The sequence below is a fragment of the Pseudomonas sp. 32A genome (assembly GCF_052682255.1).
This window is the reverse complement of record NZ_JBQYLY010000001.1, coordinates 1,448,878-1,467,252: the sequence shown is the minus strand read 5'-3', so window position 1 is coordinate 1,467,252 and position 18,375 is coordinate 1,448,878. Positions and strand designations below refer to the sequence as shown.

Annotated in this window: 16 protein-coding genes; 8 read left to right on the top strand and 8 right to left on the bottom strand. The window is 60.2% G+C overall.

Annotated features, from left to right (window positions below; all coding sequences use genetic code 11):
• The first annotated feature begins 183 nt into the window (after positions 1–183).
• The 4 genes from purM (at position 184) to ACUN0G_RS06720 (ending at position 3,056) form a co-directional block, all read left to right on the top strand.
• Positions 184–1,242: a phosphoribosylformylglycinamidine cyclo-ligase gene (gene purM / locus ACUN0G_RS06735; protein WP_063032448.1), complete on the top strand. Its 1,059-nt coding sequence runs from the start codon at positions 184–186 to the stop codon at positions 1,240–1,242.
• Entirely contained in the window at positions 1,242–1,892 is a 651-nt protein-coding gene (gene purN, locus ACUN0G_RS06730; RefSeq protein ID WP_063032450.1) for a phosphoribosylglycinamide formyltransferase, read from the top strand. The genes purM and purN overlap by 1 nt, the downstream gene beginning before the upstream one ends.
• An 8-nt stretch (positions 1,893–1,900) precedes the next feature.
• Positions 1,901–2,614, top strand: a complete 714-nt coding sequence (locus ACUN0G_RS06725; protein WP_258344272.1) for a DUF3108 domain-containing protein — start codon at positions 1,901–1,903, stop codon at positions 2,612–2,614.
• 253 nt (positions 2,615–2,867) lie between these two features.
• A complete protein-coding gene (locus tag ACUN0G_RS06720) occupies positions 2,868–3,056 on the top strand; it encodes a hypothetical protein (RefSeq protein ID WP_008438187.1) in 189 nt (62 codons plus the stop codon).
• Between the two features lie 154 nt (positions 3,057–3,210).
• Here the strand turns inward: ACUN0G_RS06720 and ACUN0G_RS06715 are convergent, their stop codons facing one another.
• The 7 genes from ACUN0G_RS06715 to ACUN0G_RS06685 form a co-directional block, all read right to left on the bottom strand.
• A complete protein-coding gene (locus ACUN0G_RS06715) occupies positions 3,211–3,756 on the bottom strand; it encodes a DUF2058 domain-containing protein (protein ID WP_017479129.1) in 546 nt (181 codons plus the stop codon).
• A 25-nt stretch (positions 3,757–3,781) separates the two neighbouring features.
• Positions 3,782–4,615, bottom strand: coding sequence for a nucleoside triphosphate pyrophosphohydrolase (gene mazG, locus ACUN0G_RS06710; RefSeq protein ID WP_445572964.1), 834 nt, complete (start codon positions 4,613–4,615; stop codon positions 3,782–3,784).
• A 139-nt stretch (positions 4,616–4,754) separates the two neighbouring features.
• Positions 4,755–6,998 carry a GTP diphosphokinase gene (gene relA / locus ACUN0G_RS06705; RefSeq protein ID WP_010176475.1) on the bottom strand — a complete coding sequence of 748 codons (2,244 nt, stop codon included), beginning with the start codon at positions 6,996–6,998 and terminating at the stop codon, positions 4,755–4,757.
• 136 nt (positions 6,999–7,134) lie between these two features.
• Positions 7,135–8,487: a 23S rRNA (uracil(1939)-C(5))-methyltransferase RlmD gene (gene rlmD, locus ACUN0G_RS06700; protein ID WP_421552363.1), complete on the bottom strand. Its 1,353-nt coding sequence runs from the start codon at positions 8,485–8,487 to the stop codon at positions 7,135–7,137.
• Positions 8,487–9,389 carry a cysteine synthase CysM gene (gene cysM, locus ACUN0G_RS06695; RefSeq protein ID WP_445572963.1) on the bottom strand — a complete coding sequence of 301 codons (903 nt, stop codon included), beginning with the start codon at positions 9,387–9,389 and terminating at the stop codon, positions 8,487–8,489. The genes rlmD and cysM overlap by 1 nt, the downstream gene beginning before the upstream one ends.
• 258 nt (positions 9,390–9,647) lie before the next feature.
• Complete coding sequence (locus ACUN0G_RS06690; RefSeq protein ID WP_445572962.1) at positions 9,648–10,250, bottom strand: tRNA-uridine aminocarboxypropyltransferase; 603 nt, start codon at positions 10,248–10,250, stop codon at positions 9,648–9,650.
• Positions 10,251–10,256: 6 nt separating this feature from the next.
• Positions 10,257–11,150, bottom strand: coding sequence for a LysR family transcriptional regulator (locus ACUN0G_RS06685; protein ID WP_003210734.1), 894 nt, complete (start codon positions 11,148–11,150; stop codon positions 10,257–10,259).
• A gap of 244 nt (positions 11,151–11,394) precedes the next feature.
• On the opposite strand from ACUN0G_RS06685, the gene speB reads away from it, so the two are divergent.
• The 4 genes from speB (at position 11,395) to ACUN0G_RS06665 (ending at position 15,791) form a co-directional block, all read left to right on the top strand.
• Positions 11,395–12,345: an agmatinase gene (gene speB / locus ACUN0G_RS06680; protein ID WP_003210733.1), complete on the top strand. Its 951-nt coding sequence runs from the start codon at positions 11,395–11,397 to the stop codon at positions 12,343–12,345.
• Positions 12,345–12,770, top strand: coding sequence for a YybH family protein (locus ACUN0G_RS06675; RefSeq protein ID WP_445572961.1), 426 nt, complete (start codon positions 12,345–12,347; stop codon positions 12,768–12,770). Before speB ends, ACUN0G_RS06675 begins: the two co-directional genes overlap by 1 nt.
• Positions 12,771–12,791: 21 nt before the next feature.
• Positions 12,792–14,297: a purine-cytosine permease family protein gene (locus tag ACUN0G_RS06670; RefSeq protein ID WP_445572960.1), complete on the top strand. Its 1,506-nt coding sequence runs from the start codon at positions 12,792–12,794 to the stop codon at positions 14,295–14,297.
• Between the two features lie 111 nt (positions 14,298–14,408).
• Positions 14,409–15,791, top strand: coding sequence for a sodium:solute symporter (locus ACUN0G_RS06665; RefSeq protein WP_445572959.1), 1,383 nt, complete (start codon positions 14,409–14,411; stop codon positions 15,789–15,791).
• A 61-nt stretch (positions 15,792–15,852) separates the two neighbouring features.
• Here ACUN0G_RS06665 and ACUN0G_RS06660 read toward each other — a convergent pair whose 3' ends face one another.
• Positions 15,853–17,952: an FAD-dependent oxidoreductase gene (locus ACUN0G_RS06660; protein WP_445572958.1), complete on the bottom strand. Its 2,100-nt coding sequence runs from the start codon at positions 17,950–17,952 to the stop codon at positions 15,853–15,855.
• Between the last annotated feature and the right edge of the window lie 423 nt (positions 17,953–18,375).

The following is an 18,375-nucleotide window of genomic DNA, read 5'->3' as shown; positions in this document are numbered from 1 at the left end:
TTAGCGATTTTTTTAACAGCTATTGCCCCAGCCCGTCGGCCCGAGGATGGCCGCTGCCCCTCAAGCCTGATAAAATCGCGCGCCTTCGCAGACCGTCAATGGCAGGCCATGCTGAAACTTCAGGTTTCGGTATTCCCGCCGCATTCGGTCGTTACCCCTGAATCCCCCCTAAAGGCCTGGATCATGAGCAAGCAACCCTCCCTGAGCTACAAGGACGCCGGTGTAGACATCGACGCCGGTGAAGCATTGGTCGAACGCATCAAGAGCGTCGCCAAGCGCACTGCGCGCCCCGAAGTCATGGGCGGCCTGGGCGGTTTTGGCGCCCTCTGCGAGATCCCGGCCGGCTACAAGCAGCCTGTATTGGTCTCCGGCACCGACGGTGTGGGCACCAAGCTGCGCCTGGCACTGAACCTGAACAAGCACGACAGCATCGGCATCGACCTGGTTGCCATGTGCGTCAACGACCTGGTGGTGTGTGGCGCCGAGCCGCTGTTCTTCCTTGACTACTACGCCACCGGCAAGCTCAACGTCGAGACCGCGACCCAAGTGGTTACCGGCATTGGCGCTGGCTGCGAACTGTCCGGCTGCTCCCTGGTCGGTGGTGAAACCGCTGAAATGCCAGGCATGTACGAAGGCGAAGACTACGACCTGGCCGGTTTCTGCGTCGGCGTTGTCGAAAAATCCGAAATCATCGACGGCTCCAAAGTCGCTGCCGGTGACGCCCTGCTGGCCCTGCCATCGTCCGGCCCGCACTCCAACGGCTACTCGCTGATCCGCAAGATCATCGAAGTGTCCGGTGCCGACATCGAAACCATCCAGCTCGACGGCAAGCCTTTGACCGACCTGCTGATGGCCCCGACCCGCATCTACGTGAAGCCGCTGCTCAAGCTGATCAAGGACACCGGCGCCGTCAAGGCCATGGCCCACATCACCGGTGGCGGCCTGCTGGACAACATTCCGCGCGTACTGCCTAAAGGCGCCCAGGCGATTGTCGACGTCGCCAGCTGGCAGCGCCCGGCAGTCTTCGACTGGCTGCAAGAGAAAGGCAACGTCAACGAAACCGAGATGCACCGCGTGCTGAACTGCGGCGTGGGTATGGTCATCTGCGTGGCTCAAGAGCACGTTGAAACCGCGCTGAACGTCCTGCGTGAAGCCGGCGAGCAGCCTTGGGTCATCGGTCAGATCGCCACCGCTCCTGAAGGCGCGGCTCAGGTTGAACTGAAGAACCTTAAGGCGCACTGATGCCTGCAACCTGTGATGTCGTGGTGCTGCTCTCCGGCACCGGCAGTAACTTGCAGGCCCTGATCGATAGCACGCGCACCGGCGACAGCCCGGTGCGCATCGCTGCGGTGATCTCCAACCGCAGCGACGCCTACGGCCTGCAACGCGCCAGGGACGCGGGTATCGACACCCGCTCCCTGGATCACAAGGCTTTCGAAGGCCGCGAGGCCTTCGACAGCGCCTTGATCGAACTGATCGACGCCTTCAATCCCAAACTCGTGGTACTGGCCGGCTTCATGCGCATTCTCAGCGCTGACTTCGTGCGCCACTACAACGGGCGCCTGCTGAATATCCACCCGTCCCTGCTGCCCAAATACAAAGGGTTACACACCCACCAGCGTGCCCTTGAGGCCGGCGACACCGAGCACGGCTGCAGCGTGCACTTTGTTACCGAGGAACTCGATGGCGGGCCTCTGGTCGTACAGGCAGTAGTTCCGGTAGAGTCTGAGGACTCTGCGCAGACACTTGCGCAACGGGTTCACACCCAGGAACACAGGATTTACCCGCTGGCTGTTCGCTGGTTCGCTGAGGGGCGGTTGATTCTTGGCGACCACGGTGCATTATTGGACGGTCAGTTACTTGCGGCCAGCGGCCACTTGATTCGAACCTAGGAGACTTTATGCGTCGCGCCCTGCTCTTCGCCTTTGCGCTGTTCGCCCTGCCTGCCGTGCAAGCGGCAGACCTTCACCCTTTCTCCGCCAGCTACACCGCCGACTGGAAACAGTTGCCCATGAGTGGTTCGGCAGAACGCAGCCTGACCAAAAATGACAACGGCAGCTGGACCTTGAATTTCAAGGCTTCGATGATGATCGCCAGCCTGACTGAAACCAGCGTGATTCGCTTCGACAACGATGCCCTGCAGCCGGTGAGCTACACCTTCGAACGCGGCGGCCTGGGCAAGACGAAGAAGATCAACCTCGACTTCGATCAGACGGCCAAGAAAGTCACCGGTTTTGAAAACAAGGACCCGGTCAACGTGGCCCTTCAAAGCGGCATGCTCGATAAGTCGACCTACCAGTTGGCACTGCAGCGCGATGTGGCAGCCGGCAAGAAAAGCATGAGCTACAACGTCGTCGAAGGCACTGATGTCGATACCTACGACTTCCGCGTGATCGGCCCGGAAAAGGTCCAGACCAAAGCCGGCTCCATCGATGCAATCAAGGTCGAGCGCGTGCGTGACCCGACTCAAAGCAAACGCATTACCCAAATGTGGTTTGCCAAGGACTGGGGCGGCATCCTGGTTGCCCTGCGCCAGGTCGAGACCGACGGCAAGGAATACAACATCATGCTGCAAGACGGTACCGTTGACGGCAAGGCTGTCAAAGGCAGCTGATCCTCAGCACAGTGAAAGAGCCTCGCGCATGCGGGGCTTTTTTTCGCCTGTCGCCTGACGCCAACATGAAACTTTTGTCATATAACTCAGCGCCCTGCGACGCAATGTCGCGGTTTCCGTAGGCTCGGGCGATTACTTCCATTTCTGTAAAGGTGTGTTGCAATTCCTGGTTATTTACTTAGCAAGCTAACAAATCATATAACAAAGGCCTGCGACGCCTTGCCGCAGATCAACCAGAGATTGGAGCAAGCAGATGACTGTAAAAGTAACTGAACGCGACGATGAACATATGTCCCATGAAGCAGTAGCCCACGGGATTCACATCTGGGATGTACACCAGCAAGACCTGCTGGTCGGCATGTTTCACGACGAGACCGAAGCTCATAATTATAAAAACGAGCTCGAGACCCTTGAGATGAAACGCCAGGCGCAAAGCTCCTGAAATTCTGAAATCCTTTAGGTAGCCAGCCCCACGCAGCTGGAGTATCTGAAAACACAAACCCCGCCTTTTGAGCGGGGTTTGTGTTTTTGGGGGTTGGGAGCCTGGGGGTGCTCCGCACCCCAACGGGGGACAAGCCCCCTCGCCACAAAAGGCCTTACCACATCAGGTCATCAGGGATCTGGTAGGCGGCGTACGGATCATCCTCATCCGGCACCTGGCTTTCGGTCAGGACGTTCATCTGGACGATACGCTCCGGCGCCCGCTCCTGGATCTTCAGCGCGGCTTCGCGCGGGATCACCTCGTAACCGCCACCGTGATGCACGATCGCCAGGGAGCCGTTGCTCAGCTTGTTGCGCATCAGCGTGTTGACCGACAGGCGCTTGACCTTCTTGTCGTCCACGAAGTTGTAGTAGTCCTCAGTGGTCAACTTGGGCAGGCGCGAGGTTTCGATCAGTTGCTTGACCTGGGCAACGCGGGCCTTGGCCTCGGCTTTTTCCTGCTGCTGACGGTTCAACTCCTGGTCGCGCTTGACCTTCTCGGCATGCGCTTCGATGGCCAGGCGCGCCTGGCTATCGTCGGCTGCAACCTGGCCTTTATGCACCAGGCGCTGCTGTTTCTGTTTCTCTTTGCCGACCTGCTTGGCCTGCTTTTGGTTGACCAGGCCTGCTTTGAGCAACTGGTCGCGAAGGGAAATGCTCATGGTGCTTACTCACTTGGGCAACGGCTCAGCCGCAGCTGGACAGATTCTTTTCCTGGCGTTTGGCTTCGCCCCACAGGGCGTCCAACTCTTCGAGGGTGCAATCTTCTATGGGACGGTGGGTCTCGCGCAATGCCTGTTCGATAAATCGGAAACGTCGTTCGAATTTGGCGTTGGCTAAACGCAGGGCCGCTTCCGGGTCGACCTGGAGGTGACGGGCCAGGTTGACCGCCGCAAACAGCAGGTCACCCACCTCATCCGCGATGGCTGCCGGGTCGTTATCGGCCATGGCCTCCAGCACTTCATCCAGCTCTTCGCGCACGTTATCCACCACCGGCAACGCGGCCGGCCAGTCGAACCCCACCTGCCCGGCGCGCTTTTGCAATTTGGCGGCGCGGGACAGCGCCGGCAAGGCCGTGGGTACGTCATCCAGCAGGGACAATTGCTGTGGCGCGTCGGACTTTTCCGCACGCTCCTCGGCCTTGATCTCTTCCCAGCGCTGCTTGACCTGCTCTTCGCTTAACTGCGGGATATCCAGCGGCGCGTACAAGTCACCCGTAGGGAACACATGCGGGTGACGGCGAATCAACTTGCGGGTAATGCTGTCGATCACCCCGGCGAATTCAAAGCGCCCTTCTTCCCGCGCCAGCTGGCTGTAATACACCACCTGGAATAACAGGTCGCCCAGCTCACCTTGCAGGTGATCAAAATCCCCGCGCTCGATGGCGTCGGCGACTTCGTAGGCTTCTTCCAGGGTGTGGGGGACGATGGTGGCGTAGGTTTGCTTGATGTCCCACGGGCAACCGTATTGCGGGTCGCGCAGGCGGTTCATCAGGTGCAGCAGGTCTTCAAGTGAATACATCAGTCAGTCTCTTTATCACCCCCTGTAGGAGCGAGCTTGCTCGCGAAAAACTCAGCAACGACGCGTTTATCCAGAAAGCACGCGTTATCGTTGACCTCCTTCGCGAGCAAGCTCGCTCCTACAGTAAAGCGCTCCCGATTTAGGGCGTGCGATTACGCCGGGTCTCAATGATGTTCGGCAACTGGGAAATACGCCCCAGCAACCGACCCAACGCGTCCAGCCCCGGAATCTCGATGGTCAGGGACATCAACGCAGTGTTGTCCTCTTTGTTCGAGCGGGTGTTGACCGCCAGCACGTTGATCCGCTCATTGAGCAGCACCTGCGACACGTCGCGCAGCAGGCCGGAACGGTCGTAGGCACGGATGACGATGTCCACCGGATAGGTCAACACCGGCACCGGGCCCCAACTGACCTGGATAATCCGCTCCGGCTCGCGCCCGCCCAATTGCAACACCGAGGCACAGTCCTGCCGGTGAATGCTCACCCCGCGCCCCTGAGTGATGTAACCGACGATAGCGTCGCCCGGCAACGGCTGACAGCAGCCAGCCATTTGCGTCATCAGGTTGCCCACGCCCTGGATCTGGATATCGCCGCGCTTGCCGGGCTTGTAGCCGGTGGCTTTACGCGGGATCAGTTCCAGTTGCTCGCTGCCACGCTCCGGCTCAACCAGTTGCTGGGCCAGATTCACCAACTGCGCCAGGCGCAGATCGCCAGCACCGAGGGCGGCAAACATGTCTTCGGCGATCTTCATGTTGGCTTTTTCGGCCAGCTTGTCGAAGTCCACCTGCGGCAGGCCAAGACGCGCCAATTCGCGTTCGAGCAAGGTCTTGCCGGCGGCGACGTTCTGGTCGCGCGCCTGCAACTTGAACCAGTGGACGATCTTCGCCCGCGCCCGGGACGTGGTGATGTAGCCCAGGTTCGGGTTCAGCCAGTCGCGGCTCGGCGTACCGTGCTTGCTGGTGATGATCTCGACCTGTTCACCGGTCTGCAGGCTGTAGTTGAGCGGTACGATGCGCCCGTTGATCTTCGCGCCACGGCAGTTGTGGCCGATCTCGGTGTGCACGCGGTAGGCAAAATCCAGCGGCGTGGCGCCCTTGGGCAGGTCGATCGCGTGGCCGTCGGGGGTGAAGATGTAGACCCGATCGGGTTCGATGTCCACCCGCAACTGGTCGGCCAAACCGCCGATGTCGCCCAGCTCTTCGTGCCATTCCAGCACCTGGCGCAACCAGGAGATTTTCTCTTCGTACTGGTTGGACCCGGCCTTGACGTCGGTGCCCTTGTAGCGCCAGTGAGCGCATACACCCAGCTCCGCTTCTTCGTGCATCGCATGGGTACGAATCTGCACTTCCAGCACCTTGCCCTCGGGGCCGATCACTGCCGTGTGCAACGAGCGGTAACCGTTTTCCTTGGGGTTGGCGATGTAGTCGTCGAATTCCTTGGGGATGTGCCGCCACAGCGTGTGCACGATACCCAGCGCGGTGTAGCAGTCGCGCATTTCCGGCACCAGCACACGCACGGCGCGCACGTCGTAGATCTGGCTGAAGGCCAGGCCCTTGCGCTGCATTTTGCGCCAGATGGAATAGATGTGTTTGGCCCGGCCGCTGATGTCGGCTTCAACGCCGGTGGCCTGCAACTCCGTGCGCAACTGGCTCATCACGTCGGCGATGAAACGCTCACGGTCCAGCCGCCGCTCATGGAGCAGCGTGGCAATCTGTTTGTATTGATCGGGTTCGAGGTAACGGAAGGACAAGTCCTCCAGTTCCCACTTGATATGGCCGATGCCCAGGCGGTGGGCCAGGGGCGCGTAGATGTCGAACACCTCGCGGGCGACGCGGTTGCGCTTTTCGTCGTCGGCGGTTTTCACCGCACGAATCGCGCAGGTGCGTTCGGCCAGCTTGATCAGGGCGACACGTACGTCGTCGACCATCGCCACCAGCATCTTGCGCAGGTTTTCCACCTGGCCCTGGGTGCCCAGCACCATGGACTGGCGCGGGCTGAGGCTGGCACTGATCGCCGCCATGCGCAGCACGCCGTCGATCAGCTTGGCCACCACGGTGCCGAAACGCTGGCTGACGGTGGGCAACTGAATATGCCCTTCGCGCACGCCGCGATACAGCACCGCTGCAATCAACGAATCCTGATCGAGCTTGAGATCGGCGAGGATCTCGGCTATTTCCAACCCGGTGCGAAAGCTTGAAGTGCCTTCGGCCCACAGGTTCTTGGCCGCATTGTCTTGCTGTTCAGACTCACGAGCGAACTCGCAGGCTGCTTTCAAGGCTTCACGGTCCAGTGCCGGGTCGACACTGATGGCATGATCCAGCCATGCCTCGAGATTGATACTGCCGTCGGTGTTGATCGGCTGGTGTGCTCTCACCTGTACCATCTTGCTTACCTTCCCTACGACGCACCTTTTAGTGCGTCAAAATCATCGCTGACCTGCTTTACAAAAAAAGCTTGTGCACGCTCCCTGGCAGGTCACAGGCCCAGGAGATGCAGGCCAGTCGGATTAAACGGGCATCCTAGCCCGCTTCAAATAACGCCATGGCCTCGACATGGGCCGTCTGGGGAAACATGTCGAGGATCCCGGCACGTTTTAGCCGGTAGCCTTGCTTGACCAACTCGACCGTGTCCCGCGCCAGCGTTGCCGGATTGCAGGACACATACACCAGGCGATCAGCCCCCAGGGTAGCGAGCTTGCGCACAGCCTCCAGGGCACCATCGCGGGGTGGGTCCAAGAGTACCGCAGAAAAGCCCTGTTTGGCCCACTCCGCGTCGGTCAAAGGCTGAGACAAATCGGCCTGAAAAAACTGCACATTATGCAAATTATTGCTGACGGCATTGTGTGCCGCCCGGTCCACCATGGCCTGCACGCCTTCCACCGCCACCACTTCCCGCACTTGGCGGGCCAGCGGCAAGGCGAAGTTGCCCAAGCCACAAAACAAATCCAGTACCCGCTCATCGGGCTTTGGCGCCAGCCATTCCAGGGCCTGGGCGACCATCGCCGCGTTGACCCCGGCGTTGACCTGCACGAAGTCTCCCGGGCGGTACGCCAACTGCAGATCCCACTGTTCCAGACGATAGCCCAAGGCCTGGTCCGGTTCGAAGGGTTGCGGCTGACCCTCTCCATGCAGCCACAATTGCGCTTCATGAAAAGTACAAAATTCCTGCAGGATCGTCAGGTCCGCTTCGGACAAGGGCGCCATGTGTCGCAACAGCACGGCGATCGACGACCCGCTGAACAACTCCACGTGCCCCAACGCCTGAGGTTTGCTCAAGCGTCGCAGCATGTTTGGCAACCGCTGCATGATCGGCTGCAAGGCCTGTACCAGCACCGGGCAATCGTCGATGGCGACGATGTCCTGGCTGGCCACGGCGCGAAAGCCGACTTCAAGTTTCTTCGCCTTGGCATCCCAGCGCACGGCCACGCGGGCGCGGCGGCGATAGCCGAATTCCGGCCCGCTCAAAGGCGCGGCCCATTCCTGGGGTTCGACACCGGCCACACGGGATAATTGCTCGGCGAGCATGCGCTGTTTCAGGGCAAGTTGTTCGTCATGGGGCAAGTGTTGCAGGCTGCAACCGCCGCAACGGCCGGCGTGCACACAGGGTGCCGGACGGCGCAGTTCGCTGGCGGTAAATACGCGCTCGGTGCGGGCCTCGACCACTTTGCCGTGGGCGCCCAACACCCGCGCTTCCACCTCTTCGCCGGCCAGCGCACCCACTACAAACCAGGTGCGGCCTTCAAAGAACACGATGCCACGGCCGTCATTGGCCAGACGTTCGATGGTCAGGCGCTGCTTCTTGCCTACAGGAATCTGCGGGGCGCGGCTGCCGCCCGTCGGTTGGAAGCGCAGGCCTCTCTCGTGCTTGGCCATCAGTTGGACGCGTCGAAAATGCCGGTCGACAGGTAACGGTCGCCACGGTCACAGATGATCGCGACGATCACCGCGTTTTCCAACTCCTGGGACAAGCGCAACATCCCGGCCACGGCACCACCGGACGACACGCCGCAGAAGATGCCTTCTTCACGGGCCAACCGGCGGGTGGTGTCTTCGGCTTCACGCTGGGCCATGTCGATGATGCGATCAACGCGAGCGGCGTTGTAGATCTTCGGCAAGTACTCTTCGGGCCAACGACGGATCCCCGGGATCGCCGAGCCTTCCATCGGTTGCAGGCCGACGATCTGGATCTCGGGATTCTGCTCCTTGAGGTAGCGCGAGTTGCCCATGATGGTGCCGGTGGTGCCCATCGAACTCACGAAGTGAGTGATGGTGCCCTGGGTCTGGCGCCAGATTTCCGGGCCGGTGGTGGTGTAGTGCGCCTCGGGGTTGTCGCCGTTGGCAAACTGGTCCAGCACCAGGCCACGGCCTTCGGCGGCCATACGCTCGGCGAGGTCGCGAGCACCTTCCATGCCTTCTTCCTGGGTGACCAGGATCAACTCGGCGCCATAGGCGGTCATCGCCGCCTTGCGCTCGGCGCTGCCGTTGTCGGGCATGATCAGGACCATCTTGTAGCCCTTGATCGCCGCAGCCATGGCCAGGGCAATCCCGGTATTACCGGAGGTGGCTTCGATCAGGGTGTCGCCGGGCTTGATCTGCCCACGCAACTCGGCGCGGGTGATCATCGACAACGCCGGGCGGTCCTTGACCGAACCGGCCGGGTTATTCCCTTCGAGCTTGAGCAACAAGGTATTGCTGGTATTGCCCGGCAGGCGCTGCAAGCGGACCAGCGGGGTGTTGCCGACGCAATCGGCGATGGTGGGGTACTGCAAGGTCATGGCGTATTCGCAATCCAGACTGCGGGGGCGACCATCATACCGGGAAAGGCTGGCGGGCCATATCACGCAAAGTGTGGTGCTTATGGCTTAATAGAATAAGCAGAATCTAGAGCCCGCAAACACGTAGTGAGACACACCCGATGTTTTTGTGTAGCAGCTGTCGAGCCCCCGCGAGGCTGCGTCGGGGGCGGCGCAGTCCTTTGCCTGGCGCGAGAGCGGCGGTGCGGCAGACGTAGCCTCGCTGGCGCTCGACAACTGCTACGGAGATTGCGTGCCGTGGTTGCGTCGGTACACTTCCTGCCCCATCGCGGCAATTTGCCCGTCGATCAGCGCCTCAAATGGTTTCAATAACGGCTCAAATAAGGTCGGGGCTTCAAGCACCTGCAACGCCTGCACAATGGCCTCCACCGTCGACAATGCCCCGGGGCCCGGCGCTTTGCGCAGCCGGTAACGGGACACGGCGCCTTCCGCCAGCGTCACTCTTGGCAATGCTGCCAACAACGGATTGAGGTGCAGCAACTTGCGCGCCTTGCGCCAGGTGCCGTCCGGCACTACCAGCAGCAACGGTTCGTCGGATGGCGTGTAGGCTTGCAACGGTTGTGCATCCTCGGCAGGGAATAACAATCGCGGCTGATACCCCGGCGGATTTAACAACGCCTGCAAATCCTCAAACACCTCCCCCACCACCAACTGCGCATTCACCAACCCCAGCGCCGCCAACCGCGCTGTGTTCAAGGCGTGATTGACCTCGCTCGGATGCTGCAACAGCAACACGCGGGTGCGGCTATCCAGGCTGGGGATCAGCGCGCACAGGCAATGGGTGATGGGCCGCAGGCAGCGGGGGCATTGGGGTCTGGACATGGGTTTTCAGGCCTGATTGAGCTGGGCTTTGAGTAAATCGCGGAAGGTCTGGATCAACGGCTCGCGGCTGCGACCCCGGCGCATGATCATCGAGAACGGCGCCTGGTAACCAAAGGTCGCCGGCAGCAGCACCCGCAAGTCTCCCTTGTCGGCCCAGGCCTGAGCGTAATGTTCCGGCAAGTACCCGATATAGGCGCCGGACAGCACCAGGATCAATTGCGCCTCCATACTTTCCACGGTGGCTGCGCTGTGCTTGAAGCCGTGACGCGCGAGTTCGGCCTGGCTCCAGTAACCACGACCGACCATGCGTTGCTGGGTGATCACCTGTTCGGGAATGCGCCGCTCGTTGAACAACGGGTGACGGGTGCTGCAATACAGCCAGTGCTGTTCACGGTACAGCGGCATGTAGATCAGCCCACTCATCCGGTTGGAAAACGCACCGATGGCCAGGTCCAGGCGATTGTCCTGGACGCCGAGCTGCAACTCGTAAGGACTCATCACCGACAGGTGCAAATGCACCGCCGGGTGTTCCTGGCTGTAGGCGCCGATCACTTCGGCAAACGGCAAGGCCTTGTCGCTGACGGTGGAGTCGAGTACGCCGAGTTTCAGGGTGCCGCGTAGTTCGCCTTTGAGCGCGGCGGCGTATTGCTCGAAGCCTTCCAGCTCGCCCAGCAGGCGCAGGGTTTCCTGATGGAACAGCTCGCCCTTGCTGGTCAGGCTGAACCCGCCCCGGCCGCGATGGCACAGCACCAGGCCCAACGCGGCTTCCAATTGGCTCATGTAAGTGCTGATGGCCGAGGTCGACAGGTTGAGTTCGTGCTGGGCATTGGCGAAACCCTGGTGCCGCACGACGCTGACGAAGATGCGCAGGAGTTTCAGGTCGGGCAAGGCGTTGGCCATGGGCTCTCCAGAGGCAAGCATAAAACCTGTGGGAGCGGGCTTGCTCGCGAATGCGGTGGATCAATCGAACCCTCCGTGACTGACACACCGTATTCGCGAGCAAGCCCGCTCCCACATTTGAACCGAGTTTACCTCAGGCATTAGTTTAGAAAAATCTGAACTAAGTATTTGCCCCTGCCGATTCTTCCCTTCCCGTGCATTTCGCAGAATCGGCCTCTAATAAACACAACGATGAGGCAATCCCGTGGACAAGATTTTCCACCAACCACTGGGCGGCAACGAAATGCCGCGCTTCGCCGGCATCGCCACCATGATGCGTCTTCCCCATCTGCAATCGGCCAAGGGCCTGGACGCCGCCTTTGTCGGTGTGCCCCTGGATATCGGCACCTCCCTGCGTGCCGGCACCCGTTTCGGGCCGCGGGAAATCCGCGCTGAATCGGTGATGATCCGCCCTTACAACATGGCCACCGGCGCCGCGCCGTTTGACTCGCTGTCGGTTGCCGACATCGGCGACGTGGCGATCAACACCTTCAACCTGCTGGACGCCGTGCGCATCATCGAAGAAGCCTACGACGAGATCCTCGAACACAACGTGATCCCGATGACCCTGGGTGGCGACCACACCATCACCCTGCCGATCCTGCGGGCGATCCACAAGAAACACGGCAAGGTCGGGCTGGTGCACATCGATGCCCACGCTGACGTCAACGACCATATGTTCGGCGAGAAAATCGCCCACGGCACCACCTTCCGCCGCGCCGTGGAAGAAGGCTTGCTGGATTGCGACCGGGTGGTGCAAATCGGCCTGCGCGCCCAGGGCTACACCGCCGAAGACTTCAACTGGAGCCGCAAACAGGGCTTCCGTGTGGTCCAGGCCGAAGAATGCTGGCACCACTCCCTGGCCCCCTTGATGGCTGAAGTGCGCGAGAAAGTCGGCGGCGGCCCGGTGTACCTGAGCTTCGACATCGACGGCATCGACCCGGCCTGGGCGCCTGGCACCGGCACCCCGGAAATCGGTGGCTTGACCACGATCCAGGCGATTGAAATCATCCGTGGCTGCCAAGGCCTGGATCTGATTGGTTGCGACCTGGTAGAAGTTTCGCCGCCGTACGACACCACCGGCAACACCTCGCTGCTCGGCGCCAACCTGCTGTACGAAATGCTCTGCGTACTGCCGGGCGTGGCGCACCGCTGATGAGCGCCCAGGCCGAGGTATTAAAAGCCGCGGCCGACCTGGTGTCGGCCTTCGCCCGCAATGACCGCGATGCCTACTTCGGTGCGTTCAGTGCCGACGCCAGCTTCGTGTTCTACACCCTCCCCCAGCCGCTGCTGAGTCGCGATGCCTACCAGGTGTTGTGGGACAGCTGGCGCCGGGACGAGGGGTTTGAGGTGCTGTCCTGCTCCTCAAGCAACGCTTTCGTCAGCCTGCACGGTGACGTCGCGGTATTTGTGCATGACGTGGCCACCGAGCTGCGCATGAACGGGGAGCAATTCTTAAGCCAGGAACGCGAGACCATTGTCTTCAAGCGACAAGGTGATCGCACACAACAAAAAGAAGGCCTGTGGCTGGCCTGTCACGAACATTTGTCCGCTATGCCGGAAGGGCTGCCGCCCCATTAGCCAATGTGATCGGAGCAGATCATGAATAATAAAAACAACGAAAACAGTATTCGCAACATAGAAACCAACGGCATCGAACAGATCCCGGACCACGAACGTACCGCCGGGCCGAAGGATTTGTTTCGCCTTATTTTCGGCGGTGCCAACACCTTTGCCACTGCGGTGCTGGGGAGCTTTCCGGTGCTGTTTGGCTTGTCGTTCCAGGCCGGCGTCTGGGCGATTGTGCTGGGCGTGCTGGTGGGTGCGGTGATCCTCGCGCCCATGGGCTTGTTCGGCCCGCTCAATGGCACCAATAACGCCGTGTCTTCCGGTGCGCACTTTGGTGTGCACGGGCGGATTGTCGGCTCGTTCCTGTCACTGCTGACCGCTATCGCGTTCTTCTCACTGTCGGTGTGGAGTTCAGGCGATGCGCTGGTGGGCGGTGCGAAACGTCTGGTGGGCTTGCCGGAAACCGACCTGACCCTGGGCCTGGCCTACGGCGTGTTTGCCATTCTGGTACTGACGGTGTGCATCTACGGCTTTCGCTTCATGCTGTGGGTCAACCGCATTGCAGTATGGGCGGCGAGCCTGCTGTTCCTGTTGGGCATCTTCGCCTTCGCACCCGCTTTCGACAGTCACTTCGCCGGCACCGTTGCCCTCGGCCAGACCGGTTTCTGGGCGGCGTTTATCGGTGCGGCACTGGTGGCCATGAGCAACCCGATTTCCTTCGGGGCGTTCCTCGGTGACTGGTCGCGCTACATCCCCCGGGAAACCTCGAAGATGCGGATCATGCTGGCGGTGGTGTTCGCGCAGATCGCGACGTTGATCCCGTTCCTGTTCGGCCTGGCCACCGCGACCATCGTGGCGATCAAGGCACCGGACTACATCGCATCCAACAACTATGTCGGCGGCCTGTTGGCGGTGGCACCGAGCTGGTTCTTCCTGCCGGTGTGCCTGATCGCGGTGATCGGCGGCATGTCCACCGGCACCACCTCGCTGTATGGCACCGGGCTGGACATGTCCAGCGTGTTCCCACGCCTGCTGTCGCGGGTCAAGGCAACGCTGCTGATTGGGGTGATGTCGATTGCCTTCATCTTTATCGGACGTTTCGCCGCCAACCTGGTGCAGAGCGTGTCGACCTTCGCCGTGCTGATCATCACCTGCACCACCCCATGGATGGTGATGATGATCATCGGCCTGATCGTGCGCCGGGGCTTTTACTGCCCGGATGACCTGCAAGTGTTCACTCGCGGCGAAACCGGCGGGCGCTACTGGTTCAGCCATGGCTGGAACTGGCGCGGCCTGGGGGCCTGGATCCCGAGTGCGCTGGTGGGCCTGTGCTTCGTCAACTTGCCGGGACAGTTTGTCGGGCCGCTGGGCAACCTCGCCAACGGCATCGACATCAGCTTGCCGGTGACGCTTGGGCTGGCCTCGCTGGTGTACCTGACGTTGCTTCGCGTCTTTCCTGAACCGGCTTCCGTCTACGGGCCGACTGTGGCGAGGGAGCTTGCTCCTGTTCGAGTGCGCACCAGTCGCGAGGCCGCCTGATGAATTGCCTGGAATGGATTGGGGCTGCTGCGCAGCCCAGCGGGAGCAAGCTCCCTCGCCACACAGCCCCCTTTAGCCCCACATAAAAAAGATAATCGGAGACCCGCCGTCATGGCTTTAGATCTATTCGTCGTCCTCATCTACGCCGCCGGCATGCTGGTGCTCGGCTACTACGGCATGCGCCGCGCCAAGACCCATGAAGATTACCTGGTGGCGGGCCGTAACCTTGGCCCGACGCTGTACATGGGCACCATGGCCGCCACGGTGTTGGGCGGCGCGTCTACCGTCGGCACCGTGCGCTTGGGTTATGTACATGGTATTTCCGGCTTCTGGCTATGCGCCGCGCTGGGTGCCGGGATCATTGCGCTGAACCTGTTCCTGGCCAAGCCGCTGCTGAAGCTGAAAATCTTCACCGTGACCCAGGTCCTGGAAAAACGCTACAACCCCATGGCCCGCCAGGCCAGTGCGGTGATCATGCTGGCCTACGCGCTGATGATCGGCGTGACCTCGATCCTCGCCATCGGCACCGTGCTGCAAGTGCTGTTCGACCTGCCGTTCTGGATCTCGGTATTGGTAGGCGGTGGCGTGGTGGTGGTGTATTCGACCATCGGCGGCATGTGGTCGCTGACCCTGACCGACATCGTGCAGTTCGTGATCAAGACCGTTGGCCTGATGTTTATCCTGCTGCCGATCTGCCTGTACCGCGTCGGCGGCTGGGATGAACTGGTGGCCAAGCTGCCCGCGTCGAATTTCAGCTTCACTGAAATCGGCTGGGACACCATCATCACCTACTTCATGATCTACTTCTTCGGCATCCTGATCGGCCAGGACATCTGGCAGCGGGTGTTCACCGCCCGTGACGAAAAGGTCGCCAAGTACGCAGGCACATTCGCCGGTTTCTACTGCATCCTCTACGGCCTGGCCTGTGCGCTGATCGGCATGGCCGCCCATGTACTGATCCCGGACCTGGACAACGTCAACAATGCGTTTGCCGCCATCGTCAAAGTCTCGCTGCCCGACGGTATCCGCGGCCTGGTAATCGCTGCCGCACTGGCTGCGATGATGTCCACCGCCAGTGCCGGCTTGCTCGCCGCCTCCACCGTACTGACCGAAGACCTGCTGCCACGCCTGCGGGGCGGTAAACAGTCGAGCCTGAAGATCAACCGCCTGTTTACCTTGCTGACCGGTATCGCCGTGCTGGGCATCGCACTGGTGGTAAACGACGTAATCAGCGCACTGACCCTGGCTTACAACCTGTTGGTGGGCGGTATGTTGATCCCGCTGATCGGCGCGATTTTCTGGAAACGTGCGACGACGTCCGGGGCGATCACCTCCATGACCCTGGGCTTTGTGACGGCGCTGGTGTTCATGATCAAGGATGGTTTGGATGCCAACACGCCGATCTACTACAGCCTGGGCGTGGGCCTGGTGAGTTTTGTGGTGGTGAGCTTGCTGTCGCGTCGCCCGGAGGCTGCAGCCGCTCGGGCGATCTGAAAGAACCGTCGAAAGAAGCTTTCTTCAGCGGGTGCGACGTCGGATGTCGCACCCGTTTTTTTTATTCCCACATTGCCGAAACTGCCGGCGCTCTTGCCTGGATGACGGCCTGGACCAAAGAGGCCCAAACCAATCCCTGGGTTGTACCTGCCGCGTAAGTTGCCCCCGCCACAATTCGGTTGTAGGCGGACCAATGAACGATTGAAAGTCCATCCACGGTGCCGGGCCTGGCACATTCGATAAGCTGCAAGTCGCCACGTTCGATCGCCCTGGCGTAGGACTGTGGAAAGTGCCGAGAAACAGCAGCCAGGCACGCCGCCCGTATCTGCTCCTTGTACTGCGGCGTCGAATCGGGCGGAACCTGCCCGCCGGAGACAAGAATGCAGTCCCCGTCCAACCGGCAATTCATGACACCGATTGGCAGATCGTACTGCAGCTTGAGTCCGCGCATCTCGACACCTTCATGACCAACGGCGCGAAGCTTGAAAAACCAGCCAATGATCGCAACTACCTCTGGCTCCTCTACCCCCATGGCGGTGACGACGAAGTGCTCTCTACTCAGATCAGCAATTTGAACCGGGCTTAGGCGCTGGGGCAGGAACTGAACCCCGGAGCGCTGCAAAAGCGACACCATCTCCTCCATAAGATGGCTGAACTCCAGATCGTAGCCCGACACCTCAATCGCCCGACATACCCCAGGGACGCCATACGTTGCCTGAAATTGCAGTTGACCGATCTCTGCCAGTTCACGTCCCGGCTTGCCACTCGGCCAAGGCCTGTTTTCGATGTCACGTTGCTCGCTGATCGCGGCCTCTACGCCGCTGGCGCCGTCCACATAGGCGCGTACGATCCGCGACCGCGCGAATCGCGCCAACGAAGGGTTGTCGGCCAGGAGCTTTTCAAACAGCTCGATGCCTGCTCGATTGCACTCAACGGCCAAGTGCTGGTTTCCGGGAGTCAGATAATCGTTATGCAGCGGCTTTGCAATCGTCTCCGTTGCTGACAGATGACGCATGTTCACCTGCTTGTGACTGGCGCCATCCCGCGCGTGATTTCCTCCGTAAACCATGACCTGATAATTCGCCAGGCGGAACATCACGGCTTGGAGCAGGCCGTTGATACCTCTGCCGATGATCGACACGCGCGGCGCACCGGCATCAGCATGCTGAGAGGGGATCGCCAATGAGTGTGCAAGATCGCGCCTGACAAGGCTGCGCAAGGCCATCAAGCTCAGTTGCACAGAGACCGCATAGTCGAGGTCGCAATGGCAGGCTTCGGTGGTGGCCGCCTGTGTCGTCAGCGTCGCCGGGTTGCGCCACGTGGAGACACAGCAGCCGAGCGCTTGTGCGCGCATCCGGAACGCATACAATGTCCGGGGGCCGTAGTCCAACACCAGTTGAGTGTCTTCAGCCGTTGCCAGGGCCTGCAACGCATCATCGCTAAAGACATCCGGCTTGGAGACACAGACCAGGCGAGCCTGTCTGTGCATACGTTGAATGAGGGTCCGATCTATGCGATGGGCGGATTCATCATTCAAGGACACGCATACGGCGACCGCATAGGCACCCTCCAGCGCGTCGAGCCAGTCAGCGGCAAATGAGACTCTACAATCGGAGGAGGCTTTCCCGATATTGCCCGCTACTCGATCACGTCGATCCAACACCTTGATCCGAACACCCGGATCTTGATCAAGCAGTAACTTAACAAGCGCTTTCCCTACATTGCCGTATCCCAGTACACAGATTTCACGGGGCATGGAGCCATCCGCCAGTGTCAACCAGTGCGCAATATAGGCGGCGACATGCGGCGCGTTAATGCCTGGCGTATTGATTACTTGAATATTGTGGGACTCGCAAAGATCCAGTCGCACCTTATCCAGACTCGCACCACGGCGGACTAAATGGAGGTTTCCAAATGGATGAGATATACGCCACTGGCCTATGATGTCGGCATCGATAACTTGGTCTGCAACAATGATGGTTGATGGGCGCAGAAGTCCGATCTGTATAAGCAGAGCTTGCTTGGATAATGTCGGAGGAAAAAACACTACGTTGCTGGGCGCGTCAGCCTTCCAGCCTCTCGATGCAGGTGCGATATGCAAGATATTTTCGGTGGTGGCGATAAGTGAAGCGGCGACTGGCGGAATGGAAGAGTACATCATAGTTTTGTCTCCAACTGTTCTGGCTTACTCATGCCCCGGAGAGCGGAACTGAATAAAGTTGGGGGAATGCATAAATGCAAACGATACAAATCTTTTCGTGATGGAACTCAACCTACGCTGATCTTTAGAATTCAATAAGCCAGTCAACTCTGATAAACAAGTAGTCCACTTCCGACGCTTAAAGCCAAAGCCTGACGGACGCGTACACGTTCGGACGACTTATCCGTATCACCGCGGCGTTATTAAACAAAACCCTGACGGGTTTTCTGAAAGCAGGCGTTTTGGGAAACTCACCAGATCCCAGAAACGAAAACGTCCGGCCATGGCCAGACGAAGAATAGAAGTACACAGCGACAGGTCATGATCAATCATGACTTCAATAGGTAGGCAAACCACCTGACCGCGCTCAAACAAACGTGCTTG